Source organism: Pseudomonas sp. NY15356 (assembly GCF_048068175.1).
GTDB lineage: Bacteria > Pseudomonadota > Gammaproteobacteria > Pseudomonadales > Pseudomonadaceae > Aquipseudomonas > Aquipseudomonas putida_K.
This window is the reverse complement of sequence record NZ_JBLUPW010000001.1, coordinates 12,924-38,245: the sequence shown is the minus strand read 5'-3', so window position 1 is coordinate 38,245 and position 25,322 is coordinate 12,924. Positions and strand designations below refer to the sequence as shown.

23 protein-coding genes and 1 pseudogene are annotated in these 25,322 nt (G+C 65.4%); 11 read left to right on the top strand and 13 right to left on the bottom strand.

The window, feature by feature from the left end; genetic code table 11:
- Positions 1–129: 129 nt before the first annotated feature.
- From cpaB to ACNFCI_RS00150, 8 genes are read left to right on the top strand one after another with little or no spacing between them, the layout of a single operon-like run.
- The gene (gene cpaB / locus ACNFCI_RS00185) at positions 130–1,068 is read left to right on the top strand and encodes a Flp pilus assembly protein CpaB (protein ID WP_368829889.1); all 939 of its coding nucleotides are present in this window, start codon (positions 130–132) and stop codon (positions 1,066–1,068) included.
- Positions 1,069–1,086: 18 nt separating this feature from the next.
- The gene (locus ACNFCI_RS00180; protein WP_416767181.1) at positions 1,087–2,328 is read left to right on the top strand and encodes a type II and III secretion system protein family protein; all 1,242 of its coding nucleotides are present in this window, start codon (positions 1,087–1,089) and stop codon (positions 2,326–2,328) included.
- Entirely contained in the window at positions 2,325–3,512 is a 1,188-nt protein-coding gene (locus tag ACNFCI_RS00175; RefSeq protein ID WP_368829888.1) for a pilus assembly protein, read from the top strand. Before ACNFCI_RS00180 ends, ACNFCI_RS00175 begins: the two co-directional genes overlap by 4 nt.
- Positions 3,509–4,765 (top strand): CpaF family protein, encoded by a 1,257-nt coding sequence (locus ACNFCI_RS00170; protein WP_084858735.1) that lies wholly within the window; start codon positions 3,509–3,511, stop codon positions 4,763–4,765. The genes ACNFCI_RS00175 and ACNFCI_RS00170 overlap by 4 nt, the downstream gene beginning before the upstream one ends.
- Positions 4,762–5,643 carry a type II secretion system F family protein gene (locus ACNFCI_RS00165; protein WP_324816577.1) on the top strand — a complete coding sequence of 294 codons (882 nt, stop codon included), beginning with the start codon at positions 4,762–4,764 and terminating at the stop codon, positions 5,641–5,643. Before ACNFCI_RS00170 ends, ACNFCI_RS00165 begins: the two co-directional genes overlap by 4 nt.
- Before the next feature lie 2 nt (positions 5,644–5,645).
- Positions 5,646–6,533 carry a type II secretion system F family protein gene (locus tag ACNFCI_RS00160; RefSeq protein WP_324816579.1) on the top strand — a complete coding sequence of 296 codons (888 nt, stop codon included), beginning with the start codon at positions 5,646–5,648 and terminating at the stop codon, positions 6,531–6,533.
- A 12-nt stretch (positions 6,534–6,545) separates the two neighbouring features.
- Positions 6,546–7,217 (top strand): tetratricopeptide repeat protein, encoded by a 672-nt coding sequence (locus ACNFCI_RS00155; protein WP_416767180.1) that lies wholly within the window; start codon positions 6,546–6,548, stop codon positions 7,215–7,217.
- Positions 7,218–7,236: 19 nt separating this feature from the next.
- Positions 7,237–7,497, top strand: coding sequence for a DUF3613 domain-containing protein (locus ACNFCI_RS00150; RefSeq protein ID WP_084858731.1), 261 nt, complete (start codon positions 7,237–7,239; stop codon positions 7,495–7,497).
- Between the two features lie 140 nt (positions 7,498–7,637).
- Here ACNFCI_RS00150 and ACNFCI_RS00145 read toward each other — a convergent pair whose 3' ends face one another.
- Both ACNFCI_RS00145 and ACNFCI_RS00140 read right to left on the bottom strand, forming a co-directional pair.
- Complete coding sequence (locus ACNFCI_RS00145) at positions 7,638–8,414, bottom strand: response regulator transcription factor (protein WP_084858730.1); 777 nt, start codon at positions 8,412–8,414, stop codon at positions 7,638–7,640.
- 113 nt (positions 8,415–8,527) lie between these two features.
- Entirely contained in the window at positions 8,528–8,998 is a 471-nt protein-coding gene (locus ACNFCI_RS00140) for an A24 family peptidase (RefSeq protein ID WP_084858729.1), read from the bottom strand.
- 74 nt (positions 8,999–9,072) lie between these two features.
- Between ACNFCI_RS00140 and ACNFCI_RS00135 the strand changes: the two genes are divergently transcribed.
- Both ACNFCI_RS00135 and ACNFCI_RS00130 read left to right on the top strand, forming a co-directional pair.
- A complete protein-coding gene (locus tag ACNFCI_RS00135; protein WP_084858728.1) occupies positions 9,073–9,507 on the top strand; it encodes a TadE/TadG family type IV pilus assembly protein in 435 nt (144 codons plus the stop codon).
- Complete coding sequence (locus ACNFCI_RS00130; RefSeq protein WP_416767178.1) at positions 9,504–12,122, top strand: ATP-binding protein; 2,619 nt, start codon at positions 9,504–9,506, stop codon at positions 12,120–12,122. The genes ACNFCI_RS00135 and ACNFCI_RS00130 overlap by 4 nt, the downstream gene beginning before the upstream one ends.
- Here ACNFCI_RS00130 and ACNFCI_RS00125 read toward each other — a convergent pair.
- The 7 genes from ACNFCI_RS00125 to ACNFCI_RS00095 all read right to left on the bottom strand — a co-directional run bounded on the left by ACNFCI_RS00125 (position 12,119) and on the right by ACNFCI_RS00095 (position 18,653).
- A complete protein-coding gene (locus ACNFCI_RS00125; RefSeq protein ID WP_368829886.1) occupies positions 12,119–13,834 on the bottom strand; it encodes a pilus assembly protein TadG-related protein in 1,716 nt (571 codons plus the stop codon). The genes ACNFCI_RS00130 and ACNFCI_RS00125 overlap by 4 nt on opposite strands.
- 216 nt (positions 13,835–14,050) lie before the next feature.
- Complete coding sequence (locus tag ACNFCI_RS00120) at positions 14,051–14,611, bottom strand: DUF4136 domain-containing protein (RefSeq protein WP_084858726.1); 561 nt, start codon at positions 14,609–14,611, stop codon at positions 14,051–14,053.
- A gap of 19 nt (positions 14,612–14,630) precedes the next feature.
- A complete protein-coding gene (locus ACNFCI_RS00115; RefSeq protein ID WP_084858725.1) occupies positions 14,631–15,266 on the bottom strand; it encodes a DUF4136 domain-containing protein in 636 nt (211 codons plus the stop codon).
- A 22-nt stretch (positions 15,267–15,288) separates the two neighbouring features.
- Positions 15,289–16,038: a methyltransferase domain-containing protein gene (locus ACNFCI_RS00110; RefSeq protein ID WP_084858724.1), complete on the bottom strand. Its 750-nt coding sequence runs from the start codon at positions 16,036–16,038 to the stop codon at positions 15,289–15,291.
- Entirely contained in the window at positions 16,035–16,340 is a 306-nt protein-coding gene (locus ACNFCI_RS00105; RefSeq protein WP_084858723.1) for a MazG-like family protein, read from the bottom strand. The genes ACNFCI_RS00110 and ACNFCI_RS00105 overlap by 4 nt, the downstream gene beginning before the upstream one ends.
- A 97-nt stretch (positions 16,341–16,437) precedes the next feature.
- Positions 16,438–17,298, bottom strand: coding sequence for a MaoC family dehydratase (locus tag ACNFCI_RS00100; RefSeq protein WP_368829885.1), 861 nt, complete (start codon positions 17,296–17,298; stop codon positions 16,438–16,440).
- 2 nt (positions 17,299–17,300) lie between these two features.
- Positions 17,301–18,653 carry a 3-oxoacyl-ACP reductase gene (locus ACNFCI_RS00095; protein ID WP_084858721.1) on the bottom strand — a complete coding sequence of 451 codons (1,353 nt, stop codon included), beginning with the start codon at positions 18,651–18,653 and terminating at the stop codon, positions 17,301–17,303.
- 110 nt (positions 18,654–18,763) lie between these two features.
- Between ACNFCI_RS00095 and ACNFCI_RS00090 the strand changes: the two genes are divergently transcribed.
- Positions 18,764–20,041, top strand: coding sequence for an acetyl-CoA C-acetyltransferase (locus tag ACNFCI_RS00090; protein WP_324818865.1), 1,278 nt, complete (start codon positions 18,764–18,766; stop codon positions 20,039–20,041).
- Positions 20,042–20,332: 291 nt separating this feature from the next.
- Here ACNFCI_RS00090 and ACNFCI_RS00085 read toward each other — a convergent pair whose 3' ends face one another.
- The 4 genes and pseudogenes from ACNFCI_RS00085 to ACNFCI_RS00070 all read right to left on the bottom strand — a co-directional run bounded on the left by ACNFCI_RS00085 (position 20,333) and on the right by ACNFCI_RS00070 (position 25,318).
- On the bottom strand, positions 20,333–21,061 hold the full coding sequence (locus ACNFCI_RS00085; RefSeq protein ID WP_416767353.1) for a methyl-accepting chemotaxis protein: 729 nt from the start codon (positions 21,059–21,061) through the stop codon (positions 20,333–20,335).
- Between the two features lie 129 nt (positions 21,062–21,190).
- Positions 21,191–22,120 (bottom strand): annotated as a pseudogene (locus ACNFCI_RS00080) (cache domain-containing protein); the annotation flags it as partial.
- Positions 22,121–22,517: 397 nt separating this feature from the next.
- The gene (gene cueR / locus ACNFCI_RS00075) at positions 22,518–22,922 is read right to left on the bottom strand and encodes a Cu(I)-responsive transcriptional regulator (protein ID WP_084858718.1); all 405 of its coding nucleotides are present in this window, start codon (positions 22,920–22,922) and stop codon (positions 22,518–22,520) included.
- The gene (locus ACNFCI_RS00070; RefSeq protein WP_084858717.1) at positions 22,919–25,318 is read right to left on the bottom strand and encodes a heavy metal translocating P-type ATPase; all 2,400 of its coding nucleotides are present in this window, start codon (positions 25,316–25,318) and stop codon (positions 22,919–22,921) included. The genes cueR and ACNFCI_RS00070 overlap by 4 nt, the downstream gene beginning before the upstream one ends.
- Positions 25,319–25,322: the final 4 nt, after the last annotated feature.

The window sequence follows — 25,322 nt, the reverse complement described above, 5'->3', positions numbered from 1 at the left end:
CGTCAATTTTATGTCTCGAAAAAGCGGCATGAAAAAATGGCGAAACAGACGCCCTCGGCTACCTTCCACTAGCAAGGTGGTTACTTTTTGCCATCATTTCCTGGCAGTTGGCGCAAGGGGTTAGCGGAAATGAGCAGTCGCTTGACCATGGTTCTCGCCGCCGTGTTCCTGGTCGCGGCGATTCTGGCCGGATACTGGGGCCTGGTGCTCAGCCGTCCGCCAGCGCCTGTCGTGCAACCGGCACCGGCGCTCGCCCAAGGGCCTGCTCCTGTCGTCGCACCCGTGCCTGCCAAGGCCGAAGAACCCGCCCGTTCACAGATCGTCGTGGTGCGCCGCGACGTTCCCGCCAATACACCCCTGACTGCGGACGACCTGTTGCTCGACCGCCTGCAGATAGTGCCTGCAGGTGCCTTCCAACGTATCGAACAGGCCGTGGGGCGTAGCAGCAGCCGCCCTTTGGCTGCAGGCAGCTGGCTCGACGAATACAGCTTTCAGGCCGGAGGGCCACTGGCGCGGATGATCCGACGCCACGAGCGTGCGGTGGCCGTGGCGGTCGACGATGTGGCCGGCGCAGCCGGGCAGCTGCGCCCGGGCGATTACGTGGATGTACTGCTGTTCCTGCGTGAAGAGAACAACAACCCGCAATCCTCTGCCCAGGTCGTGCTTCCGGCCCTGCGGGTGCTCAGTGTCGGCGAGCAGACGGGCCTGGCCAACGATGGCCGCCCGGCGCAGACCGCCGATGAACAGAAGGCGCAACGCAACCAGCTAGGTGTCGCCACCAAGACCGTCGCCCTGGCTGTGCCGCAAGCCCTGGCCAGCCGCCTGATGCTGGCGGCCCAGGCCGGTACCTTGCGCCTGGCGGTGCGCAGCGCCGACGAGCAATTGCTGGCGCGCTACTGGTCCGACCCGCAGGGCGCTGCCCAGGTGGAAAGTGCCAACCGCGAACTCTATCGCTTCAGCCAGCTGTCCCAGGTACCCATCGCCAAGGTGGTGGTGCCCGGCAACCGTGCGCCCGGCATGCAGATCATTCGCGGCGCCCAGGCAGACGACACTACCAAGACTCCATGACCTAGCAAGGACGCCGCCATGCGTAGTATCGAGCGGATACTCAGTCAGTTGTGCCAGGCCCTGCCGTTGATGCTGGCAGTGCCCCTTGCCCAGGCGGCCGACGGCTGCGCGGCGTTCGGCGAGTTGCCCTCGGTGATCGAGATGGACCAGGGCCTGCAGCAGGAGCTGCGCCTGCCTGTGACCATCACCCGGGTTGCCATCGGCGAGCCCAAGGTCGCGGACGTCCAGGCCAGCGGCGAGCGTGCCGTGCTCCTGACTGCGGTGGGGCCGGGCAACACCAGCCTGATGCTGTGGACTGCCTGCGCCCCCGCGCCCCACCGGGCCATGTTGTTCGTCAAGGGGCGGGCCAGTGTGGACATGGCCGAAGGCGCGCTGCTGCCCTCCCAGGACGAACAGTTGCCCAGCCAGGTGCAGGCCGATATCCGCTTCGTCGAGGTGCAGCGTACCAAGTACAAGGAAGCCGGGGCGCGGTTGTTCTTCAAGGGTTCCAACAACAGCCTGATCGGCTCGCCCGGCACCGTGCCGGTCACCGGCGTGAGCCCAGGCGAAGTGCCGATCAACCGCCCGGTGATCCCGCTCGACAACAACGTGTTCAACATCGTCTGGGGCGGAGGCAGCAGCCGCTTCCTGGCCGCGATCAACGCCTTGGAGAACAGTGGCTTCGCCTACACCCTGGCGCGCCCCAGCCTGACCGTGCTCAGCGGCCTGACCGCAAGCTTCCTGGCCGGCGGTGAAATCCCCATCCCGGTACCCAGCAGCGGCAGCGACAACGTCTCGATCGAATACAAGGAGTTCGGTGTGCGCCTGGCACTGACGCCCACGGTGGTCAGCCGCAACCGCATCACCTTGAAGGTGGCGCCGGAGGTCAGCGAGCTGGACTACACCAATGCCGTGAACATTGCCGGCACCCTGGTGCCGGGTCTGAAGGTGCGGCGCACCGACACCAGCATTTCCCTGGCCGATGGCGAGAGCTTCATCATCAGTGGCCTGGTAAGCAGCAACACGCGTTCGGCCGTGGACAAGCTGCCCGGCCTTGGCAACCTGCCGATCCTGGGTGCGTTCTTCCGCCAGTCGACGCTCAACCGCGAAGACACCGAGCTGCTGATGATCGTCACGCCGCACCTGGTCCAGCCGCTGGCCGCCAATGCGCGCCTGCCGGAGCTGCCGGGCGAGCGCCTGCGCACCTACGACCCCAGTTGGGGCCAGCTGTTCTTCCTGGAAAACGGCAATTTCGAAGGCCGCAGCGGGTTATCGCGATGAACGAGCTGAACCAGACCTACCTGGCCATCACCCGCAACGAAGAGGACCTGCAGTGGCTGCAAGGTGCCCTGACCCCACTGGGCCAGGTGATCGGCGCCAACAGCGGCAGCCTCGACGAGCTGCTGGCATTGATCGATGTGACCTTCAGCAACCTGGTGTTCATCGGCCTGGACCGCGAACAACTGGTCAGCCAGTGCGCCTTGATCGAAGGCGTGCTGGAGGCCAAGCCGATGCTGGCGATCGTCGCTCTGGGCGATGGCATGGACAATCAGTTGGTATTGCACGCCATGCGTGCTGGCGCCCGCGACTTCGTGGCCTACGGCTCGCGCGCCAGCGAAGTGGCCGGGCTGGTGCGCCGGCTGGGCAAGCGGCTGCCGGCGGTGGCCAGCAACCCCAACCTGGGTGGCCTTACGGTGCTCTATGGCGCCCAAGCGGGTGCCGATGGTGCATTGCTCACCTCCCACTTGGCGCGGGTGGTGCAGGAGAGCGGCCAACAGACCCTGCTGCTGGACCTCGGCCTGCCGCGTGGTGACAGCCTGGCCTTGCTCGGGATGGAGGAGTCGTTCTACTTCGGCGATGCCCTGCGCCACCTGCGGCGGCTCGACGCGACACTGATCGACAGCGCGTTCGCCCGCGACAAAGGCGACCTTCGTATCCTGGCCTATGCCGACAGCGACGAACCGCTGCAACAGACCAGCGCGGCCGAGCTGTACATGCTGCTCAGCGCCTTGCGCCAGCACTTCCAGCACATCGTGATCAATCTCACCGGGCAAACCGACAGCGAAGCCTTGCGCACCATCGTCAGCCACTGCGACAAGCTGATCGTCTACACCGACCAGAACATCCTCGATTGCCGCCGCACCCTGGACGTGCTCGAGCAATGGCGCGATCGCGGCATCAAGCTGGACCATGCGGTGCTGCTGGTGGACCGTTACCTGCGCAATGTGGCCCCCGATGCCGACGCCCTGGCCAAGCGCTATGGCCTGGCGCTGCTCAAGGCGTTGCCCTATAGCCCAGAGGTGCGCCTGAACGCCAAGAACCAGGGCCTGAGCCTGTTCGAGCTGGCCCCGCGCGAAGGGCTGACCCAGGCCCTGCGAGGCCTGGGCGAGCGCCTGGCACGGCGCTCCGAGAAGCTGCCGACACCGACCTTCACCTGGCTGCGTCGCCTGTGGGGTAGCAAATGAGCGCCGACGAACCCTTTGGCGGCCCACGCCACGCCACCGCCGACCCACAGGCGCTCAAGCGGGCCCTGCACCGTTTCGTCATCGACGCCATGGAAGACAGCGGCCGCAACCTGCTGGAAGGCGCCCGGCCGGCGCTGACCCAGTTCGTCGTGGAGCAGGTGGGCGACTATATCGCGCGCCTGCACCTGGCCCTGTCGCGCTACGAGACCGAGCGCCTGGCCGAGGAGCTGGTGGACGAACTCACCGGCTTCGGCCCGCTGGAGGTATTGCTGCGCGACCCCAGCGTCACGGAGATCCTGGTCAACGGCCCGCATCGGGTATTCGTCGAGCGGGGCGGGCTGCTGCAGCGCACCGACCTGCGCTTCATCGATGCCCACCATGTGGAGCGGGTGATGCAGCGTATCCTCGCACCGCTCGGTCGGCGCCTGGACGAGTCGTCGCCGATGGTCGACGCGCGCCTGCCCGACGGCAGCAGGGTCAATGCGATCATCCCGCCGGTGGCGCTGGACGGGCCCTGCCTGTCGATCCGCAAGTTCCGCCAGGACATGCTCAAGAGTGCCGACCTGCTGGCCACTCGAGCCATTGACCAGGCGATCTTCGATTTCTTCGAAAATGCCGTGGGGCGCCGTTGCAACATCCTGGTCAGTGGCGGCACCGGCACCGGCAAGACCACCCTGCTCAACATCCTCAGCCAGATGATCGCGCCCCATGAGCGGCTGGTGACCATCGAAGACGTGGCGGAACTGCAATTGCATCATCCCCATGTGGTACGCCTGGAAACCCGTCCGCCGAATGCCGAGGGGCATGGCGAGATCAAGGCCAGCGAGCTGATCCGCAACGCCTTGCGCATGCGCCCGGACCGCATCCTGCTCGGCGAGATCCGCGGCGCCGAGGTGCTCGATGTACTCACGGCGATGAACACCGGACATGACGGTTCGATGAGTACGGTGCACGCCAACACCGCCCAGGATGCCCTGCTGCGCCTGGAAACCCTGGTGGGGCTGACCGGGCGGCAGATTGCCGAGAAGACCTTGCGGCAGATGATCTGCGCGGCGCTCGACGTGGTGATCCAGCTGACCCGTCTGGCCGATGGGCGCCGCTGTGTCAGCGAGGTGCTCGAAGTGGTCGGGGTGCGCGACGATGTGTATGTCACCAATACGTTGTTCCGCCTCGACCGGCGTGGCGGCGACGGTTTCCTGCGCGAGGCGCCGAACCCGGCGGGCGCCAAGCTGCGCAACGAGGGCCTGTCGTGATGGGCCCGTTGTTGCTGGGGTTGTCGCCGCTGCTGCTGGGCATCGCCCTGCTGCTGTGGCGCCGGGGCCTGCACAAGCGCGGCGAGGAACGCATCCTCCAGCGCCTGGGCCGCGCCTACCAAGTGGTGCGTACGGGCAGTGCACGGCGCGATTGGCTCGACCCACTGCTGCAACGGGCGGGGCTGGCTCCAGGCGAGCTGCGCGTGCGCCCTTGGTTGCTGGGTTGGCTGGCCGTGGTGGCCTTGAGCGGGTGGTGGGCCGGCTGGGTGGCGGCACTGATGCTGCTGGTGGGTTTGCCGCTGCTTGGCTATCTCTACCTGAGCCTGCGCTATCGTCGCCGGGTGGCGCAGATCATCAACCAATTGCCTGGCCTGCTGGACTACAGCGTGCGCAGCCTCAAGGCCGGGCGCACCCTGAGCGATGCCGTGCTCGGTGGTATCGACGGCACCCGCGAACCCCTGCGGTCGGCCATGGGCCGGGTGCGGCGCAACGTGCAGTTGGGCGTGCCTCTGGAAGAGGCGGTGAGTGAACTGGCCGAACTGTACGAGCAGGACGAGTTGCGGTTGTTCGCGTTGGGGCTGCGGATCAACCAGCATTACGGTGGCAATGCCAGTGAGCTGCTGGAGAACCTGATCAAGCTGATCCGCGAACGCGAACACGGCGCGCGCCAGCTCAAGGCCATGACCGGTGAGACGCGGGTCACCGCGTGGATCTTGGGAGCCTTGCCGCTGGCGATGGTCGTCTATTTCCTGATGGGCAACCCCGGCTACCTGCTGGCCATGTGGCGCGACAGCCACGGGCAGATGATGTTGTTGTTCGCTTTCGTGCTGCAGGCGGTCGGTTGCCTGGTGCTCTGGCGCATGATGAGGAGCCTGTGACCATGGCGTTGTTGCTATGTGCTCTGTGCCTGCTCGTCGCCTCCCTTTTGCTGGGCCTGCAGGCCTTGCGCCAGTTGCGCGCGCGGCAGCTGGTCGCCCGTCGTCTGCAAGGCCAGCTGGCGCGCGAGGAGCGCTTGGAGGACTGGCTGCATTGGCTGGGCAGCACCTCGCTGGGGCAACGGTTGCAGAAGCTGGACGGCGAAACCCAGGCCCTGCTGGACCGCGTGGGCTGGCGCCGCAGCCGTCAGCGCGCCTTGTTCGCTGCCCTGCAACTGGGGTTGCCGGTGGTGGCCTTGGCCATGGCCTTGTTGCTCCAGCATGGCCTGGCAGGTGGTGGGGGCGGCCATTGGTTGGTCTTGCCGTTGTGCGCCCTGTGCATCGGCTATTTGTTGCCCAAGCGCGTGCTGGCGATAGCGGCGTTGCGCCGCCAGCAGCGCATCGCCCTGGAGGTGAGCCTGTTGATTCCGCTGCTGCGCATCCTGTTCGAGACCGGCCTGGCCGTGGAGCAGGCCCTGCGTGTGCTGAGCCATGAAGGCCGTAGCCTGGTGCCGGAAATCAGTGAGGAGCTACGTCTGGTCCTGCAACGGGTGGACTCGGGCCTGGCCCTGGGCCCGGAGCTCGAGAAAACCGCCCAGTTGCTGGCGGTGGATGAGTTCATCGACACCTGCGTGATCCTGCGCCAGTTGCTGGTGCAGGGCAGCGGCGCGATGAAATCGCTGCAGGCACTCAAGGCCTTGCTCGATGACCGGCGCCTGACCCGCTTGCAGGAGCGGGTCTCGAAGATGTCGGCAAAGATGTCGGCCGTGATGATGATGTTCTTGTTCCCGGCCCTGCTCATTGTCCTGGCCGGGCCGGGGTTCACCGCACTGACGCGGGCCTTGGCGTCCTGAGGGGGGAGTTGGATGAAAGCGATCCTGTTGTTCACCGGCCTGTTGCTGCTTGGCGGCTGCGCGGGCCAGCCACCTGAGGGCATCGCCCGGTTGCTGGGCACGCCCGCGTGCGGTAAGCCCGATGCCGATCAGCAACTGGCCTTGAACCTGGCCGACGAGGTGCTCAACGAAGGCCGTCCCCACGCAAGCCTTGCGCACCTGCAGCAGCTACCGGACGACCTCGATCAGGTGCGCCTGCGCAAGGCGCGCGTGCTGCACTTGCTGGGGCGCAGCGAGGCCGAGCCGTTGTACCGCAGCCTGCTCGGCGGCTGCCTGGCGGCAGAAGGTGAGCATGGCCTGGGGCAGCTTGCCTCGGCCCGCGGCGACGATGTACAGGCCCTGCGCAACCTGCAGCGGGCCGTGCGCCTGGCGCCGACCGATGAGAAGGTGCGCAACGACCTGGGCGTGGTGCTAATGAACCTGGGCAATCACGAGCAGGCGCGGTTCGAATTCCTGACGGCCATCGAGCTCAAGGACGACAACCCGCTACCGGCGGTCAACTTGGTGACCTTGTCGCTGGTCGAGGACAACTGGCAGCAGGCCACCGACCTGGTAGCCCGCCTGCGCCTCAAGCCGGAGCAGTTCGCCGAAGCGCAGGCTCGGGCCAGGCAGTTGAAGGCGACCGGGCGTGGCTCGGTCGGTTGATGGAAAGGAGGGGTGTACCATGCGCATGCTGATGATGACCCTGGCCCTGCTGGCCAGCCCTTTTTCGGCTCTGGCCGACGACCCCCTCCGCCAACCACCGCCGGATTCGGCTGCCGAAGCCTGGTTGCGTGTGCAGGCGAGCAACCAGCAGGCCTCGCCCCGGCTGCAGGTGCAGACTGCGGCCGAGCGGGATGCCACCCTGCAGCGATGGCTGGACACCTACAAGTATCCGATCCCCGAGGTGTTCCGCTGGCAGAAGGTGAGTTCGTCCGATGATTGAAGGCCATGCCGGCTTCTGTAGGAGCGGGCTTGCCCCGCGATTAGGCCGGGCCCGATATCACCTTCGCCTGGCAAGGGCATCGCCCTTTATCGCGGGACAAGCCCGCTCCTACAGGGGGCGGCGCGGACAGCTCTTTGGGGTCAATGGGCGGTAAAGCGTTGGTGCACGGGCGACGTGCGTGGCGCCAGCGCCAGGGCCAGCTGCGTGCGGTTGTGCATGTGGGTCAGGCGCAGCACCTGGGACACGTACAGCTTCACGGTGTTCTCGGTGATGCCCAGTTCACAGGCGATCTGGTAGTTGGTCTTGCCCTTGCCCACCAGCTTGGCGACTTCCAGCTGGCGCGGCGAGAGCTTCTCGAAGGCTGGCGGTAGCTCGGGTTCGGCTTCCTCGACGTCCGTCGAGCGCCGATGCAGCCCCTGCCCACGGGCTTTTTCCAGGTCCTGGTAGAGCCCATCGATGGATTCGGCCAGCTCCTGCAGGCGTTGGTTGAGATTGCCCAGTTCCCGCACATTGCGGCGTCGCTCGATCAGCGCCTGCTCTTGGTGGCGCACGCCTTCGAGCAACGCCTTCAGGTCGATGGGCTTTTGGTAGTAGTCGGCAAAGCCTTCGCGCAATGCGCGGATCACGTCCTGCTTCTCGGCGCGGCCCGTCAGCATGATCGCCTCGAACACACGCTGGCGGCCATTGATCCCTTTCAAGGCATGGACCATTTCGACGCCATCGATGTCGGGCATGTCCAGGTCACAGAGCACCAGGCCGATATGCTCGTCGGCCTGGTAGCGTTCGATGGCCTCGATCGCCGAAAAGGCCGGAATGCAGGTATAGCCATTGCCTTCAAGAAACTCACACAACTCTTCGACAACCAATGGCTCGTCATCGACAACCAGTATTTTCACGGCGCTGGCGTACTTGTTCACGATCAACTCCCTGTTCACTTCGGCCGTTGCATCTGTGCCCTGGCCGCCTAAGAAAGTAGTCGCACTTTGCGATTATGTACAAGAGTTGTACAACCGAAATGACCACTAGGTCACTATTGAATCCATACCGCCGTCAACAGGAAGCCCATCAACACGTACGGAGCGAAGGGTTGTTTGTCACCGACCTCTTCGGCCAGGGCCTGCAGGCGCTTCTTCACCTTTGGGTTGAGCAGCAGCCAGAGCCGGCGACGGCCCAGCAGCCAGGCCACCACGGTCAGCCCGGCCCCGATGAAGGTGCCCAGGACATATTGCGGGCTGGTGGCCAGGGCCAGGGCGCCCATCAGCTTGACGTCGCCGGCGCCGAAGCGGCCGAGCATGTAGCCGGGGAGGGTGAGCAGCATGACGATGGCCAGCGCCCAGCCCGCCTCGCTGGCATCGGCGCCGATCCAACTGTGGCCGGTGGCGAACAGCCAGGCCAGTGCACAGGCTGCGACACCCAGGGTGAGGGTGTTGGAAAGCTGGCGTTCACGGAGATCTTGTTCGGTGCACAAGGCAAGCCACATCAGGAGAACAATGCTTTGCATTGGCAAATTGCCATCCCTATTCGTTGAACGGTTCTATGCTTTCAGCAAGTGTCATAGTCAGGGTAGACGCGAACATGAAAGCAAGCCTGGCGAGACGGCAAAAAGGCGCGGCAGCCATCGAGTTTGTCGCAGTCTTCATGGTGTTTTTCGCAGTGTTCTACGGGTTGGTCAGCTACGCGCTGCCGATGCTCATGCTGCAGTCGTTCAACCAGGCCACCAGCGAGGCGGTACGCCGCTGCGTGGCGCTGGAGCCGGGCAGTGGCAGCGCTGGCTACGAGACCCTGGCGCGTCAGGTGATCGACCAGCAGCTGGCATGGATGCCTGCGGCGCTGGGCTTCTCGGCCGCCAGCCATGCGCGGGTGGCTTTGGTGGACAACCTGCTGACCGTCTCGATCGACTACCCCCGGGAGCAGTTGACCAATGTGCTGCCGGTCCTGGTGCTGCCGCTGATAGGTGACGTCCCTCGGTTGCCTGAGCATCTGCAGGCCGAAGCGAGCCTGCAACTGTGACGGGCCTGTTCGATCGTTGGCTGGGGGCGCCGCCGCCTTCAGCCGAAGCCGAGGTGCCCGTGGCGGTGGGCTTGCAGCTGTGGCTCGACCCGCAGGGCACCGTGCTGCGGTTATCCGGCCCCCTGCGTACGTTGTTGGCATTGCCGCTCAAAGGCGGTGGCCGCGTGCACGACTATCTGGAGCGGCACAGCTGGTTGGTGCTGGAAGGGGAACCGGCGGACTGGCAAGGGCAAGCGCTGGACTTGGATTTCCATACGGTCACCGGTCACCCCCTGCGCACCCGTGGCTGGCTGATGCGCCAGGGTGATGGCTGGTTGCTGCAACTGTTCGATATCGGTGACCTGTTGCGCGAAGGGGCCCATGCCAGGCAGCACCAGGACCAGAGGCAACTGACGCTGGAGATCGGCCGCGCCGTACGCGAATGCAGCGAAGACCACTTGGTGGCTTGCGTCACCGAGCAGCTGCAGCGCCTGGCCGCGTGTTGGCAGGTGCAGGCCGTGCGTGTGCTGCTGCGCGAGGCCGAGGGGTGGTGCGGTTTCGCCGACAACGGCTGCGACTGGCCCTGGCCTGAGGACGTGCGTCTGCAACCTTGGTTGTCGACACAGGCGTTGGAAAGCGTTGTGCCTGACGAGCTGCTGGCCTTGTGCGGGGGTGTGTCGCTGTCGCTGCTGCCTTACCGCGAGGGCCCGGATGTCCAGGCCTGGCTGCTGTGCGCCGGCGGCGCCTTGTCCGAGGGCGATGGCCCGCACCAGGCGTGGTATGCCTTGGCGCAGGTGCTGCTGGGCCGCTACCGGCATGCCCGATTGCAGCACCAGGCCCACTACCTGAATGAGCTGCAGCAACAGCTGGGCGCCGGTTGGTGGGCATGGTCGGCTGAACGCGGCCTGCAGCTGGATCATGCCTTGGCCGCACGCTTCGACCTGCCTGGCCAGCCGGGCCTGGAGCAGTGGCTGGCGCGCCTGCACCCGGCCGATCGCGAGCCGGCGCAGTTGGCCCTCGAGCAGGCGCGCAGTGGCGCGGACCTGAGCCTGAGTGTGCGCATGCCGGAAGGCGACGGCCAGACTATGAGCTGGTTCCATTGGGGGGGCCGTTGGCAGAACCGCCAGTTGCAGGGCTTCTTGCTCGACATCAGCGCGCTCAAGGCCCAGGAGCTGCAGGCGGGCGCGGCCCGGGCGCGGCTGGAGAACCTGATCGCCAGCTCGCCCGCGGTGATCTACATCCAGCGCTATGCCGAGGGCGCGCTGCACAGTGAATTCTTCAGCGCCAGCCTGATGCCTTTGCTCGGCTGGGCCATGGACAGTGAACAGGCCCGCCAGCCGGGCCTGGCGGTTCACCCCGAGGATCGCCCGTTGTGGCTCGAGCGTACCCGCACCTTGCTGCGCGATGGCCAGGCCCGTTGCCGCTATCGCCTGCGCGATAACCTGGGCGGGTACCACTGGGTGCTGGATGAGGCGCGCCTGTTGCGCAATGACCTGGGCCTGCCGGTGGAGGTGGTCGGCCTGTGGCTGGATGTCACCGAGGCGACCGAGGCCGCCGAGCGGGTACGTCAGAGCGAGGAGCGCTATCGCGTGCTGGTGGAGGACTCTCCGGCGATGATCTGTCGCTACCGCCCGGACCTTGGCCTGGTGTTCGGCAATCGGCCCCTGGCCGATTACCTGCAATGCGCACCGGCGGACCTGGTGGGCATGAACCTGGGCCAGTGGCTGTCGGACGAGCAGCGCGAGGCATTCCAGGCACGCCTTGCGGCGCTGACCCCGAAGCAACCCGTGAGCAGCGCAGAGATCTGCCTGCAATTGCCCGGCCGCGAGCATGCCTGGTGGGTCTGGGCCGACCGTGGCCTGTTCGATGAACAGGGGCAGCTGTTGGAGATCCAGGCCGTGGGCCGCGACAATACCGAGGTGCGGCGCAGCCAGCGGCAATTGTTCCAGGGCGCCAAGATGGCCACCCTGGGCGAGTTGACCACCGGCTTGCTGCACGAGATCAACCAACCGCTCAACGTGATGCGCATGGCCGCCGCCAATGCGCTCAAACGCCTGGAAAACGGCACGGCCGAGCCGGCCTACCTGGAAGACAAGCTGCACCGCATCGAGGCGCAAGTCGAACGCACTGCGCGCCTGGTGGACCACATGCGCGTGTTTGGCCGCCGTTCGGAAGTCGAGCGCCAGCGCTTCGTCGCCTGGGGCGCAGTGGCCGAGGCGGTGGCGCTGCTCGAAGACAACCTGCGCGGCAAAGGTGTGGCCCTGCGCATCGAGGTCCCCGACGAGCAACCTGAGGTGCTGGGGCATCAGGACCAGCTGGAGCAGGTGCTGATCAATCTCATCATCAACGCCCGCGACGCCCTGCTCGAACAGCGCCGGGGCGAAGCGTGGATCAACATCCGCCAGACCCTGCTGCCCGGTGAGCTTTCCCTGTGGGTGGAGGACAACGGCGGCGGTATCGACCCACGCTTGATGGTGCGGATCTTCGAGCCGTTCTTCACCACCAAGCCGGCGGGCGTGGGCACTGGGTTGGGGTTGTCGGTGAGCTATGGAATCGTCGAAGGGATGGGCGGGAACTTGAGTGTGGCGAATGGGGCGGAAGGGGCTTGTTTCAGGGTTTGCTTGCCGCTTGTTTAGAGTAAGAGTTGCGGACGGCCGCTGTAGCAGCTGAGATTTGCATCTATCACGGCTTCATTCAGATCTATACCCAGCAAGGCGAGGAGATTATTCACGACGGGGTCTAGTAATGACCCTAACAAGGTGCCGATCAGGCCAGTAACCACGTTGAGTAACGAGCTAACCAAGGGGATTGATGGTGAAAGCTCCAAGCCTCCCAGCGTTGCGCCCAGACTGGATACAATATTTTGTGAGTCCATGCTATGACGGGCGGGTGGTGCTTGGTCCAAATCGGGAGGACTTAAGTAGTTGTAGTTTTCCCACTGGCTAAAAACGGGCGAATTAGTGCCTAGGCCAATATCGATGCCTAACACACGTAGCAGTGTAAAGGGTTTCGCTTCAACGGTTTTTGTGCTGGAGAAAAAAGCAGTGCTATCGATGGTGCCGATGAGCACTTTGGTTGCTGCTGCGTCGTTTCTTACAGTAAGGCGCTTATTAGGCACGGTACTGCAATCGTAGCCGCGGACATGGCTACTAGCACTGGCCACTTCGAAACCGATATCCAAGCGTGGGTTAGGTGTAAGTTGAACGATGCCGAGATTCAATCCGCCCAGCAAGGGAGCGAGATCGGCCTGGATAAGAATCCGTGTCTGAGCGGTTCGAACATAGATCTGCCCGGGCTCGGTGGGTGACACGTTTGCTAGCGATGGATCGCCTATTGCCGAGAACTGTGGGGGTTCGATGATTTGGATACGAGTGGAGATATTGGCAAGGCCCAAAATACTTGGCGAAAGTGTTGTTTCTACGGCGTGCATACTATTGGCCAGCTCTACCATCCCTTGTACTAATTGCAAAGCGGTGAGGGTTGCATTGAGTCCAGCTGTTGTGCCACTGTTCTGGATGTTTAATAAATCACCCAAGACGATGTTTCCTGCATTCTGAGCCGCCAAGCTGAGATCGATAAGGCCGCTGACATTAACTAGCGGGCTGTCTTGTGCGGCGACATCAGCCATGACTGTAAATATTTCGCTTAGCTTTAACTCGTTATGAAGTAGCTCTGTGTAATCGCCAGCGCTGATAGAAAGCGCGTCTAAAAGGTGCAAAATATTAACGTCTGCTTTTAGCAGGCCTTGCCATTGTGCAAGACTCAAATTCAATTCTGTATTAAGTAAATCACCAAGTAACGTATTTAAGAGTTCGCTTTGGGTGGTGTTGATGTCAATCAAACTGCTCCGGATGGCGAGCCGGGCTAGGGCCGGTCCGGTGCGTCCTGCTGTTGCTTGGGCTTGAAGGGACGTTTGGTTCTCGTCTTGTCCATTTCTTATAAGCTTCCAAGCTCCAGTAGCGATACTGCTAGTAATACGGTGGCTGACGGTGACTCGGATAGCTTGGTCTTGGTTGGTGTCCGGAATGAACGCACGAAGACCGGATGCGCTGGATTCTATGCGTCCGCATTCGACATACAGCCTATGATCCGGTGTTTCGGCATGGCCATTACGAAGCGCGGCTTCACGTGCCAGAGTTGTCGCACTGGGGTTGACGCCCGCACAGGTTCCGCTTCCACCCACAGCCTCCAACGCCGCCATATCGGCAATCCGCTGCAACTTGCGTTGTTCCAGATACAACCTGCCGCTGTCGACCACCAACAACATGAAGAGCAGCGCCAAGCCCAGGGTGAGGGCGGCCATCAGGCCGATCGCGCCGCGTTGGTGGATAGCGGAATGAGGAACCACGGAGCACTCCTTTGCTGGCCTTTGACCATGCAGCGCAGCGGCGGTGAAAGGAGTGTAGTAAAGGTGATGGCGAATTGCCTTGGTTCGGTGAAAGGTGGCTTCTGGGTGGGCGGTCTGGGGGGCCGCTTTGCGGCCCTTTCGCGGCGCAAGGCCGCTCCTACAGGAGAGTGCGGTTTCCTGTGGGCGGCTTTGTGCCGCGAAAGGGCAGCCCTAAGCTCAGCGAGGAGGATAGTTGGCCATCACCTGCGCCACGGTCTTCTGGATCGCGGTGTTACGTTCCTGCGGGCTGGGCGGGTAATTGTTCATGATCTGCTCGGCACTGCCGCGCCAGACCAGCTTGCCGTCGCGGCCGTCGAACAGGTCCACCTGGATGGTCGCTACCTTGTAGTCGACGCTGCGGGTTTCGTTGTACATCGGCCCGCCCCAGTAGCCGCCCCAGTAACCACCCCAGGCGCCGCCATAATTGGTGGTGATCTGCTGCTGGCGGTCTTCGACGATCAGGTAGGTGCGCACCCGCACATCCGGCCGCGCAGTGCCTTGCACCGGGCGCAGGCCGCGCTGGTCGAGCTGGCCGGCCACGGCCTGGCGGATGCGTTGCTCGGTCAGGTCGCTCTTGATCCGCGGGTCGTCCGGGCGGTACTGCAAGGCCGGCTCCTGCCAGGCCCAGCTGCGGTACGCGGCGAAATCGCGGCTGGCATCGAAGTCTTGGGTGACATTGTTGTTGGCGCAGGCGGCGAGCAGCAACGTGAAAGACAAGAGGGCGAGGCGGCGCAACATGATGGTTCTCCGTTGAAAGCTAACTGGGAGGATAGCCGCTGAGCGCCTTGCTCACCGATTCGCGCAAGGCATCTTCACGGTCCCGTGGCGAGTCCTTGCCGCTGCCACTTTCGGCACTGGCGCTCCACACTGGCTGGCCGCTGCGGGCATCGAACAGGTCGATGCGCACCACCATCACTTCCACTTCGTAGGTGCGCACCACTGGCACGCTGCCGTAGGCACCATAGCCATTGTGGTAACCGCCAAAACCGACACCACCGTAAGGGTACGGGCCGTAGTAGGGGTCGTAGTAATCGTAGTCACGCACCTGGCGCAGGCGTCGTTCCAGGCGCACATCGGCGCTGACCAGCAGGTCGCCGCTGGCACCACGGGCCGGGCGCAGGCCATGCTGATCGAGCGCGCCGCTGATGGCGTCGGCCAGTTGTGCCGGGTCGGTGCTGGCGCTGGCGCGGGGCAATTGGCCGTTGCGCCAGCTCCAGCTGCGATAGCGACCATAGTCGCGTGGCGCGGCGGGGTAGGCGCTGGCATCGAACGTGGTCGCCGCCTGCGGCGGCGCTGGTGGCAGCGGCCGGCTGCTGGCGACATAGGGGTTGCTGCCCTGGCATGCGGCCAGGGTCAGGGTGAACAGTACCAGGCACAGTTGCGGGTACGGCATGTGGTCCTCCCGGCAAGCGGTGTCAATGCGGGCGACAAATCCAGTGCAGGTAGCGGCCCAGGCCGGCGAAGCTGGGGTGGCGGCGGTGCGCCAGTTCCATTTCCAGTAAGTCGAGCAGCTCGGCCTTGGCCTGGAATTCCTTGGGCATGTAGTCGTGGAACACCCGTACGCCACTTTCGCTTTCGACCTGCCACATGGGTTCAAGTTGCGCCTTGAGGGCCCGGGGATCAAGCGGTTTTTGCGGGGTCAGGCTCTGCTTTTCGCCTGCCAGGCGGTTGCTGCGCAGCTTGCGGAAATGGCCCTTGAGCAGGTTGCGGTAGACCAGCGCGTCGCGGTTGTAGAAGGCCAGCGACAACCAGCCGTCGGGGGCCGTCAGCTGGTGCAGCACCGGCAGGATGCTCTCGGGCTCGGCCAGCCATTCGAGCACAGCGTGGCACAGCACCACGTCGAACGGTTCGGTCAGCTGGCCGAGCAACGCCTGCCAGGGGGCCTGGATGAAGGTGGCCGTCTGGCCGGCCTCGGCGAAGCGCGCGCGGGCGCCTTCGAGCATGGGCGCGGCCGGTTCGGCCAGGGTCAGCTGGTGGCCTCGTTCGGCCAACCACAGGGCCATATGGCCCAGGCCCGCGCCGATATCGAGCACGCGCAGGGGGCGGTCGGGTAGCGTTTCGGCGAGGTCGGCCTGGAGCACCGCCAGGCGGATCGCACCCTTGGCCCCGCCGTAGATCTTCTCGGCGAAGCGGGTGGCCAGCTCATCGAAATGACGGTCGTTCATTTGGCAAAGCGCCTCTCGCTGTCGGCCAGCTTGGCACGCACCACTTCGTTCATGTCCAGGCCCAGCTCGCTGCACAGCAGCAACAGGTACAGGACGATATCGCCGATTTCCTGGCCGGCGTGGGCGAGTTCTTCCGGGGGAAGCTGGCGCGACTGGTCTTCGCTCAGCCATTGGAAGATCTCTACCAGTTCGGCCATCTCGACACTGGCGGCCATGGCCAGGTTCTTCGGGCTGTGAAAGCCGCGCCAGTCGTTGTTGTCGCGGATCTGGTGCAGGCGGTCGGTCAGTTCTTGCAGATTCATGGGGGCTCTCCTGATGGCGTATAGCTTCGGGGGAGCGTGGGGGCAAAGCAAGCGGCGTGGGCCGCGTCGCGGCCCGATCGCGAAAGCAGGCCTGCTTTTACAGGGGGGTGAGGGGGCGCCATTGGCCGAGCATGTGCAGCAGGCCGCCATGGCTGTCCAGGCGCAACACGCCTGCCGGGCCGGCCTCACTGGCGCTGAGCACCACCTCCGAGGGCAGGCGCACCGGTTTGCGAAAATCCACTTCGAAGACGTAGCCGCTGGTGGGCAGGTGGCCTTGCAGCGCGGCCATCGCCATGGCCTGGGTCCACAGGCCGTGGGCGATGGCCATGGGGAAGCCGAACAGCCGAGCGCTGGCCGCGCCGAGGTGGATCGGGTTGTAGTCGCCACAGACCTTGGCGTAGCGCCGGCCGATGTCAGCATCGGCGTACCAGCGCGTAACTTCGGGCAGGTTGCCGGGCTCGAGGTCTGCTTCTTCCTCGGCGTGCCCTTCAAGATGCAGGCCGCGCACCAGCATACGGCTGGTTTCACGCCACAGAGGGCCGAGCACATCCTGTGCTTCGGTCACCAGGTCGAAGGTGCCGCCCTTGGGGTGCGGGCGCAGGTTGTCGGCATGGACCGAGAAACGCAGGCCATCGACCCCGCCCAGCGGGCGATGGACCTGGGTTTCGTTGTACAGGTGCACCAGGCCGAGGAGTGGGAAGGGGAAGTCCGGGGCGGTGAGCAACTGCAGTTGCAGGGGGAAGGCCATGACATGGGGATAGGTCGGCGGCAGGCGGCCGTGGTCGGGGTAGTGGCACAGCCGACGGTAAGCGGACAAATTGTCGGGCTGTACCCGCAGGAAGCAGCGCAGGCCGGCTTCGGGCAGGCGTTCGCCGCTGATCTTGCGCTTGGCCAAAGCCCGCAGGTAGAGGCGGGTGCGCGAATCGGGGCTGTGCAGATCATGCCATGGCCGTGTCATTGTCATGCTCCCATCAGTGCCTGGCCACAGACCCGCAGGACCTGGCCGTTGACCGCGCCGGTGCCGGGCTGGCTGAGCCAGGCCACGGCCTCGGCAACATCCTGCGGCATACCGCCCTGGCCCAGGGAGCTCAGGCGTCGCCCGGCTTCGCGCAGGCCCATGGGCATGGCGGCGGTCATGTGTGTCTCGATGAAGCCAGGCGCCACGGCGTTGATGGTGCCGCCGTGCTCGGCCAGCTTCGGCGCCCAGGCCTGGGCCAGGCCGATCAGGCCGGCCTTGCTGGCAGCGTAGTTGGCCTGGCCGCGGTTGCCGGCGATGCCGCTGACCGAGGCGAGCAGGGTGATGCGGGCGGCGTCGTGCAGCTTGCCGGCTTCGAGCAGGGCCTGGGTCAGAACCTGGGGGGCCTTGAGGTTGACGGCCATGACGGCGTCCCAGTAGTCGGGCGTCATGTTGGGCAAGGTCTTGTCCCGGGTGATGCCGGCGTTATGTACCACGATGTCGATGCCCTCGGGCAAGGCCTCGAGCAGCTGCGCCGGGGCGTCGGCTGCGCAGATGTCCAGGGCCAGGGCGCGGCCACCGAGGCGGGCGGCGAGAGCATCGAGGTCGTTCTGCGCCGCCGGTACGTCCAGCAGGGTCACCTCGGCACCATCGCGGGCCAGGGTTTCGGCGATGGCCGCACCGATGCCGCGGGCGGCGCCGGTGACCAACGCCCGGCGCCCGGCCAGCGGGCGCGTCCAGTCTTGCACCTGCGCAGCGCAGGGCGCCAGGTGCAGCACCTGGCCGGAAATGAATGCGCTGCGGGGTGACAGGAAGAAGCGCAAGGCGCCTTCGAGCTGATTTTCGGCGCCTTCGTCGACGTACAGCAGCTGCACCGTGGCCCCGTCGCGCAGCTCCTTGCCCAGCGAGCGGCTGAAGCCTTCCAGGGCACGCTGGGCCACGCTGGCCAAGGGGGCGTCGAGGCCTGCCGGGGCTCGGCCGAGGATGACGACATGGGCACACGGTGCCAGGCTGCGCAACAACGGCTGGAAGAATTCACGCAACTGGCGCAGCGCGTCGATGTCGGACAGGTGACTGGCGTCGAACACCACGGCTTTCACCTTCGGGCCCAGGCCTGCGACCCAGGGTTGGGCTTGCAGGCCGTCGCCATTGAAGCTGTAGAGGGTGTCGGTCAGGCACGGGGCGATGGCCTCGACCTTGGCGGCCAATGGCCCGCCGCCCAACACTAGGGCGCCCTCCACCGGCCGCAGACGGCCTGCCTGCCAGCGCTCCAGCGGCACCGGGCGCGGCAGGCCCAGGGCATCGACGAGGCGCCGGCCCAGGTTGGAGTTGGCAAAGCCGAGATAGCGATCGCTCATGTGCGGGTCTCCCTGAAGGCAAGCATGCAGTGTGGACCAACTTTATGTCAGGGTCGTTCGAACGCGGTACTAGGCTGTACGGATCAAATTGTTTCAGGAGGAGGATGGGCATGGCTTCACCTCGGCGGGTCGCGATCCTGGGCGGTAACCGGATCCCTTTCGCACGCTCCAACGGCGCCTACGCCAATACCAGCAACCAGGCGATGCTCACCGCCGCGCTCGAGGGCCTCATTGAGCGCTATCGCCTGCATGGCCTGCGCCTGGGCGAGGTGGCCGCCGGCGCGGTGCTCAAGCATGCCCGGGACATGAACCTGACCCGTGAGTGCGTGCTTGGCTCGCGGCTGTCGGCACAAACCCCGGCCTATGATGTCCAGCAGGCCTGCGGCACGGGCCTGGAGGCGGCGCTGTTGGTGGCCAACAAGATCGCCCTCGGGCAGATCGACTCCGGCATCGCCGGAGGCGTAGACACCACGTCCGACGCGCCGATCGCCATCAATGAAGGGCTGCGGCGCATCCTGCTGCGGGCCAACCGTGGCAAGCACCTGATGCAGCGGCTGCAGCCCTTCCTCAAGCTGCGCCCGAAACACCTCAAGCCCGAGCTGCCGCGCAACGAAGAGCCGCGCACGGGGCTGTCGATGGGGGAGCATTGCGAACGCATGGCCCAGGCCTGGCAGATTGCGCGCATCGAGCAGGACGAGCTGGCCCTGCTGAGCCACCGGCACCTGCAGGCATCGTTCAATGAAGGCTGGCATGACGACCTGCTCACTCCCTACCTGGGACTGACCCGGGACAACAACCTGCGCCCCGACCTGACCCTGGAGCAATTGGCCAGGCTCAAGCCGGTATTCGACCGTAGCGGCCTGGGGACCCTGACGCCGGGCAATTCCACGCCGCTGACCGATGGCGCCTCACTGGTGCTGCTCGGCAGCGAGCGGTGGGCCCAGGACCGTGGGTTGCCTGTATTGGCCTACCTGGTCGATGGTGAAACCGCCGCGGTGGATTTCGTCACCGGGCAGGAGGGGTTGCTGATGGCCCCGGTGTACGCCGTGCCACGCCTGTTGGCACGCAACGGCCTGAGCCTGCAGGACTTCGACTACTACGAGATCCATGAGGCCTTTGCCGCCCAGGTGTTGTGCACGCTCAAGGCCTGGGAAGACGAGGCCTATTGCCGTGACCGCCTGGGACTCGATGGGGCGCTGGGCAGCATCGACCGCAGCAGGCTCAATGTGAAAGGCAGCTCGTTGGCCGCGGGACATCCGTTCGCGGCGACCGGCGGGCGGATCCTGGCCAACATGGCCAAGTTGCTGGCCAAGGCAGGCAAGGGGCGGGGACTGATCTCGATCTGCGCGGCGGGAGGGCAGGGGGTTACGGTCATCGTCGAGCGATAGGGGCAGCTCGGCTTGAGGCGGGTGACGGCTGGAAGATCGAGCGCCGCCCGCGCGGCGCATCGCGAGCTGCGCTCGCTCCTACGTTTGTTTACGGCCAGTAACGCCTGTGACAGGCGCGCGCGACCGCTTGGTTCGCACAACACAATCTTGCGTCATACGCCAAGGCGTCCGCGCGAAAATCCCACAGGATGGGTTGGTCCGAAACAAACGTAGGAGCGAGCGCAGCTCGCGATGCGCCGCGCGGGCGGCGCTCGATCTCGCCAGCACCGAAGCTGCAATGGTCGGACCCAATCAGGTGCGGAACCTGCGCACCAGGGCATCGAGCTCGTTGGACAGCCCCGCCAGGCTCTCGGAGTCCTGGCGCGCGGCCTGGGCCAGTTCGGCCACCAGCTGTGCGTCGCCGTGTATCTGGCTGATATGCCGGTTGATGTCCTCGGCCACCTGGTGCTGTTGCTCGGCTGCAGTGGCGATCTGGGTGTTCATGTCGCGGATGATGTCCACCGACTCGCGGATCTGCCCGAAGCTGTCACGGGCCAGCCCGATGCGGCTGACCGACTGTTGCGAGACCTCCAGGCTGGCATGCATCTGCTCGGCAACCTGGGCAGTCCGTGAGGCCAGGTTGCCCAGCAGGCCGTCGATCTCGGCTGTGGAGTCAGCGGTGCGCTTGGCCAGGGCACGCACTTCGTCAGCCACCACGGCGAACCCGCGGCCTTGCTCTCCGGCGCGGGCCGCCTCGATGGCGGCGTTGAGGGCCAGCAGGTTGGTTTGCTCGGCGATCGAGCGGATGGTGCCCAGGATCGATTGGATAGCATTGCTGTCGCGCTCGAGTTGCTGGATCGACAGGGCCGACTGCTCGATTTCCTGGCTCAGGCGGTCGACGCTCTGCACTGCCGCGTCGATCTGCTGCTGGCCTTCGCGGGCCTGCTGCTGGCCGCTGTCGGCTGAGTCGGCCGCCTGGCTGCACGAGCGGGCGACTTCGTTGGCGGTGGCGACCATTTCGTGGAAGGCGGTGGAAACCATGTCCACCGCCTCGCGCTGGCGCCCGGCGGCTTCGGCCATGTCGCCGGAAACGCGGGTCGAGCTGCTGGAGGTATGCAGGATCTGCCCGGCGGCCGTGCCGATGTGCTGGATCAGGCTGCGAATGGCACCGAGGAACTGGTTGAACCAGCTGGCCAGCTGGGCGGTTTCGTCACGCCCGCGGATCTCCAGGCTGCGGGTCAGGTCGCCCTCGCCCTGGGCGATGTCCTCCAGGCCGCTGCTGACGCTGTTGATCGGGCGTACGATGACTTTGGCGAATGCAGCGCCGACCCCTGCGAAGATCACGGTCAGGGCCAGGGCGATGGAGCCGATCAACCAGCTCAGGTGGGTAGTGGTCTGCATGACTTCGTCATGGCGGATCAAACCGATGAAGGTCCAGCCTGATTGGGCGTCGGGGTAGACATTGGCCATGTAACGCTCGCCGCCCAGCTCCACTTCGACCAGCCCCTTTCCAGCCTTGGCCAGTGCGGCGTAGCCTTCGCCGAAACTGTCGAGTTGCTTGAAGTTATGCTTGGGCTCGCGAGGGTCGACGATCACGTTGCCGTTGTTTTCCACCAACATCAGGTAGCCGCTTTCGCCCAGCTTTATCTGCTTGAGCAGGTCGGTCAGGCCATTGAGCGACACGTCGATGCTGACCACGCCGGCCAGGCTGCCGAGGCTGTTGTCGACGGCGCGTACGACACTGATCTGCACCACGTCACCGGACGCCCAGTAGTAGGGAGCCGTGCGCAAGGTCTTGCCGGGGTTGGCGACTGCCAGCTGGTACCAGGGGCGCTGGCGTGGGTCATAGTTGGCAAATGTGTCGTCGTTGGGCCAGCCGACATAACCACCATCGCTTACGCCGTAGGAAATATAAGCATAGCTGGGGTGGGTTTCGGCCAAGCGGGCCATGAAATCGAACACCTGCTTGTCCTGTTCCCCCAGCTCGCGGGACGGGGTGGCGGTCAGGTACTTGTTCAGGTTGCTACCGGTGGCAGCGATGACCGGTTGCGCGGCCAGGTAGTCCACGTTCTGTTCGATGCCCTGGAAGAAAAGGTGCATCGCGTTGCTGACCTGGCGGATTTCCCGGCTGCTATTGGCCAGGAAATCGTCACGGGCTTCGCTGCGCAGGTTGAGCATCACCAGCGCGGCGACGAGGACAATGGGTAGGCCCGCGATGATGGCGAAGGCCCATGTCAGTTTCTGCTTGATGTTCATCCACGCTCCCGGTCTTGTTCTTGTTCGTTGCTAGAGGCAGGTGATGTGTAGATCGGCAGCGGTTGGTTTTTTTATAGGCCGGGGCCCCGTATTTGTGGCCTGAAGTCGTGTTTGGAGGGGGGCTGGTCGTGTTTGGTGATGCCAGCCATCTGTTCTGTCGCCTGCACGGACCCTATCGCCGGCAAGCCGGCGATAGGGTCCGTGCAGCCAACTCAAGGCAGAGGCACAGGTTCACAGTTGCTCAATGGCAACACCCCTTGCCATTGGCCAGGTCCTTGAGGATCGGGCAGTCCGGCCGGTCGTCGCCCTGGCAGTGGGCGACCAGTTCGCCCAGGGTGTCGCGCAGGCTGACCAGTTCCTCGATCCGCCGGTTCAGCTCGTCGATGTGCTGCATGGCCAGCGCCTTCACGTCGGCGCTGGCGCGCTGGCGGTCCTGCCAGAGGGTCAGCAGCCGGGCCACTTCCTCGAGGGAGAAGCCCAGATCGCGCGAGCGCTTGATGAACGCCAGGGTATGCAGGTCGTCCGCCTGGTAAAGGCGGTAGCCGCTGTCGCTGCGCAGAGCCGGCTTGAGCAGGCCGATGGACTCGTAGTAGCGGATCATCTTGGTGCTGAGCCCGCTGCGGCGGGCGGCCTGGCCGATGTTCATGGATGCTCCTGCCGATTGTCGGTGGGTTTCCAGGTTTTCAACCATAGGGCATTGCTCACCACGCTGACACTGGACAGGGCCATGGCGGCGCCGGCCAGCACGGGGTTGAGCAGGCCGAAGGCGGCCAGAGGGATGCCTATCAGGTTGTAGATGAAGGCCCAGAACAGGTTCTGGCGGATCTTGGCGTAGGTCTTGCGACTGATCTCCAGCGCCGCTGGTACCAGGCGCGGGTCGCCACGCATCAGGGTGATACCGGCGGCCTGCATGGCCACGTCGGTGCCCGAGCCCATGGCGATGCCGATATCGGCGGCGGCCAGCGCCGGAGCGTCGTTGATGCCGTCGCCGACCATGGCCACCACGCCGTCGCGCTTGAGTGCGGCCACTGTGGCGGCCTTGTCGGCGGGGAGCACTTCGGCATGCACATCATCGATGCCCAGGGCCTGGGCCACGACCTGGGCGCTGCCGCGATTGTCGCCGGTCAGCAAGTGGCTGCTGATGTGCTGTGCGTGCAGTGCGGCAATGGCGTGATCGGCACCGGGTTTGAGGCTGTCGCCGAACGCGAACAGGCCCAGCACACGCTGTTGCGGTGCGCGCTCGATCAGCCACGACAAGGTGCGGCCTTCGGCTTCCCAGGTTTGTGCCCAGCGGGCCAGCTCGCCCGGTTGCACGCCGCTCTCGTCGAGCAGGCGACGGTTGCCCAGGGCCAGTTCACGGCCCTCGACTTGCCCGGCGATGCCTCGGCCGGTGAGGGACTGGCTGTCGGCAACCTGCGGCACCAGCAGGCCCTGCTCTGCGCAAGCATCGAGCACGGCTTTGGCCAAGGGGTGTTCGCTGCCGCGCTGCAAGGCTCCGGCGAGGCGATGCAGGTCGCCCGTGTTCCCGTCCACTGCCTGGCTGTGCACGACCCGCGGGCTGCCGGAGGTGAGGGTGCCGGTCTTGTCGAAGACCACCCGGTTGACGGCGTGGGCACGCTCCAGCGCTTCGGCGTCCTTGATCAGGATGCCGTGGCGGGCAGCGACCCCGGTACCGGCCATGATCGCTGCCGGGGTCGCCAGGCCGAGTGCGCAAGGGCAAGCGATCACCAGCACGGCGACGGCATTGATCAACGCGGTTTCAAGCGGTGCGCCGGCCAGCCACCAGCCGCACAGCGTGGCCAAGGCCAGTACCAAGACCGCCGGGACGAACACCTGGCTGACCCGGTCCACCAGTTTCTGAATGGGCGCCTTGGCCGCCTGGGCGTCCTCGACCAGGCGGATGATACGGGCCAGTACGGTCTCGGTGCCCAGGGCCTGGGTGCGCACCAGCAGGCGACCTTCGCCATTGATGGCGCCGCCGGTGACCGAATCGCCAGGCTGCTTGGGCACAGGCAGGCTTTCCCCGCTGATCAGTGCCTCGTCGGCATGGCTGCTGCCCTCGAGCACTTCACCGTCGACCGGGAAGCGTTCGCCGGGTTTGACCAGCACCAGGTCGCCCAGGCGCAGCTGGCTGATTGCAACGTCTTCCTCGCGGCCGTCGACCATGCGCAGGGCACGCTCGGGGCGCAGTGCCTCGAGGGCACGGATGGCGCTGGCGGTCTGGCGCTTGGCTCGGCTCTCCAAGTACTTGCCCAGCAGCACCAGGGCGATGACCACGGCGGAGGCCTCGAAGTACAGGTGCGGCGCCATGCCCGCCGATGCCCGGGCCCATTCATACAGGCTCAGGCCGTAGCCGGCGCTGGTGCCCAACGCGACCAGCAAATCCATGTTGCCGGTGCCTGCGCGCACGGCTTTCCAAGCGGCGACGTAGAAGCGTGCACCGAGGATGAACTGCACCGGTGTGGCCAGCAGGAACTGCACCCAGGCCGGCAGCATCCAGTGCAAGCCGAACGGCTGGACAATCATCGGCAACACCAGCGGCAAGGCCAGCAGCAGCGCCACGCCTACCGCCAGGCGCTCGTTGCGCAGGCGACGCTGGGCCTCGGCCTGGTCGTCGCGGGCGGCCTTGGGCAGGCTGGCGCTGTAGCCGGCTTTTTCCACCGCCGCGATCAGCTGGTTGTCGTCCAGCGCCTTCAGAACTTCGAGGTGGGCACGTTCGCTGGCCAGGTTGACGCTGACCTGCTCGACCCCCGGCAGCTTGCCCAGGGCGCGTTCGACACGGCCCACGCAGCTGGCGCAGGTCATGCCGCCGATCTGCAGTTCGACAGTGCGGGTGGGGACGCCGTAGCCGGCCCCGCGGACGGCATCGACCAGGGCGGGCAGGCTGCCGGCCGGGGCCTGGACCCGGGCCTGTTCGGTGGCGAGGTTGACGCTGACCTGTTCAGCGCCGGTGACCTTGCGCAGGGCGCGCTCGACCCGGCCAGCACAGCTGGCGCAGGTCATGCCGGAGATCGGCAGGTCGAACGTGGTAGGTGCGGACATGGGC

Bases quoted from the DNA above. Each gene is read 5' to 3' on its own strand.
- ACNFCI_RS00135 (WP_084858728.1), top strand. From the start codon at position 9,073: ATGAAAGCAAGCCTGGCGAGACGGCAAAAAGGCGCGGCAGCCATCGAG.
- ACNFCI_RS00070 (WP_084858717.1), bottom strand. From the start codon at position 25,318: ATGTCCGCACCTACCACGTTCGACCTGCCGATCTCCGGCATGACCTGC.
- ACNFCI_RS00175 (WP_368829888.1), top strand. From the start codon at position 2,325: ATGAACGAGCTGAACCAGACCTACCTGGCCATCACCCGCAACGAAGAG.
- ACNFCI_RS00155 (WP_416767180.1), top strand. From the start codon at position 6,546: ATGAAAGCGATCCTGTTGTTCACCGGCCTGTTGCTGCTTGGCGGCTGC.
- ACNFCI_RS00140 (WP_084858729.1), bottom strand. From the start codon at position 8,998: ATGCAAAGCATTGTTCTCCTGATGTGGCTTGCCTTGTGCACCGAACAA.
- ACNFCI_RS00110 (WP_084858724.1), bottom strand. From the start codon at position 16,038: ATGAACGACCGTCATTTCGATGAGCTGGCCACCCGCTTCGCCGAGAAG.
- ACNFCI_RS00085 (WP_416767353.1), bottom strand. From the start codon at position 21,061: ATGGTTTCCACCGCCTTCCACGAAATGGTCGCCACCGCCAACGAAGTC.
- ACNFCI_RS00180 (WP_416767181.1), top strand. From the start codon at position 1,087: ATGCGTAGTATCGAGCGGATACTCAGTCAGTTGTGCCAGGCCCTGCCG.
- ACNFCI_RS00115 (WP_084858725.1), bottom strand. From the start codon at position 15,266: ATGCCGTACCCGCAACTGTGCCTGGTACTGTTCACCCTGACCCTGGCC.
- ACNFCI_RS00095 (WP_084858721.1), bottom strand. From the start codon at position 18,653: ATGAGCGATCGCTATCTCGGCTTTGCCAACTCCAACCTGGGCCGGCGC.
- ACNFCI_RS00090 (WP_324818865.1), top strand. From the start codon at position 18,764: ATGGCTTCACCTCGGCGGGTCGCGATCCTGGGCGGTAACCGGATCCCT.
- ACNFCI_RS00160 (WP_324816579.1), top strand. From the start codon at position 5,646: ATGGCGTTGTTGCTATGTGCTCTGTGCCTGCTCGTCGCCTCCCTTTTG.
- cueR (WP_084858718.1), bottom strand. From the start codon at position 22,922: ATGAACATCGGCCAGGCCGCCCGCCGCAGCGGGCTCAGCACCAAGATG.
- cpaB (WP_368829889.1), top strand. From the start codon at position 130: ATGAGCAGTCGCTTGACCATGGTTCTCGCCGCCGTGTTCCTGGTCGCG.
- ACNFCI_RS00100 (WP_368829885.1), bottom strand. From the start codon at position 17,298: ATGACACGGCCATGGCATGATCTGCACAGCCCCGATTCGCGCACCCGC.
- ACNFCI_RS00120 (WP_084858726.1), bottom strand. From the start codon at position 14,611: ATGTTGCGCCGCCTCGCCCTCTTGTCTTTCACGTTGCTGCTCGCCGCC.
- ACNFCI_RS00150 (WP_084858731.1), top strand. From the start codon at position 7,237: ATGCGCATGCTGATGATGACCCTGGCCCTGCTGGCCAGCCCTTTTTCG.
- ACNFCI_RS00170 (WP_084858735.1), top strand. From the start codon at position 3,509: ATGAGCGCCGACGAACCCTTTGGCGGCCCACGCCACGCCACCGCCGAC.
- ACNFCI_RS00105 (WP_084858723.1), bottom strand. From the start codon at position 16,340: ATGAATCTGCAAGAACTGACCGACCGCCTGCACCAGATCCGCGACAAC.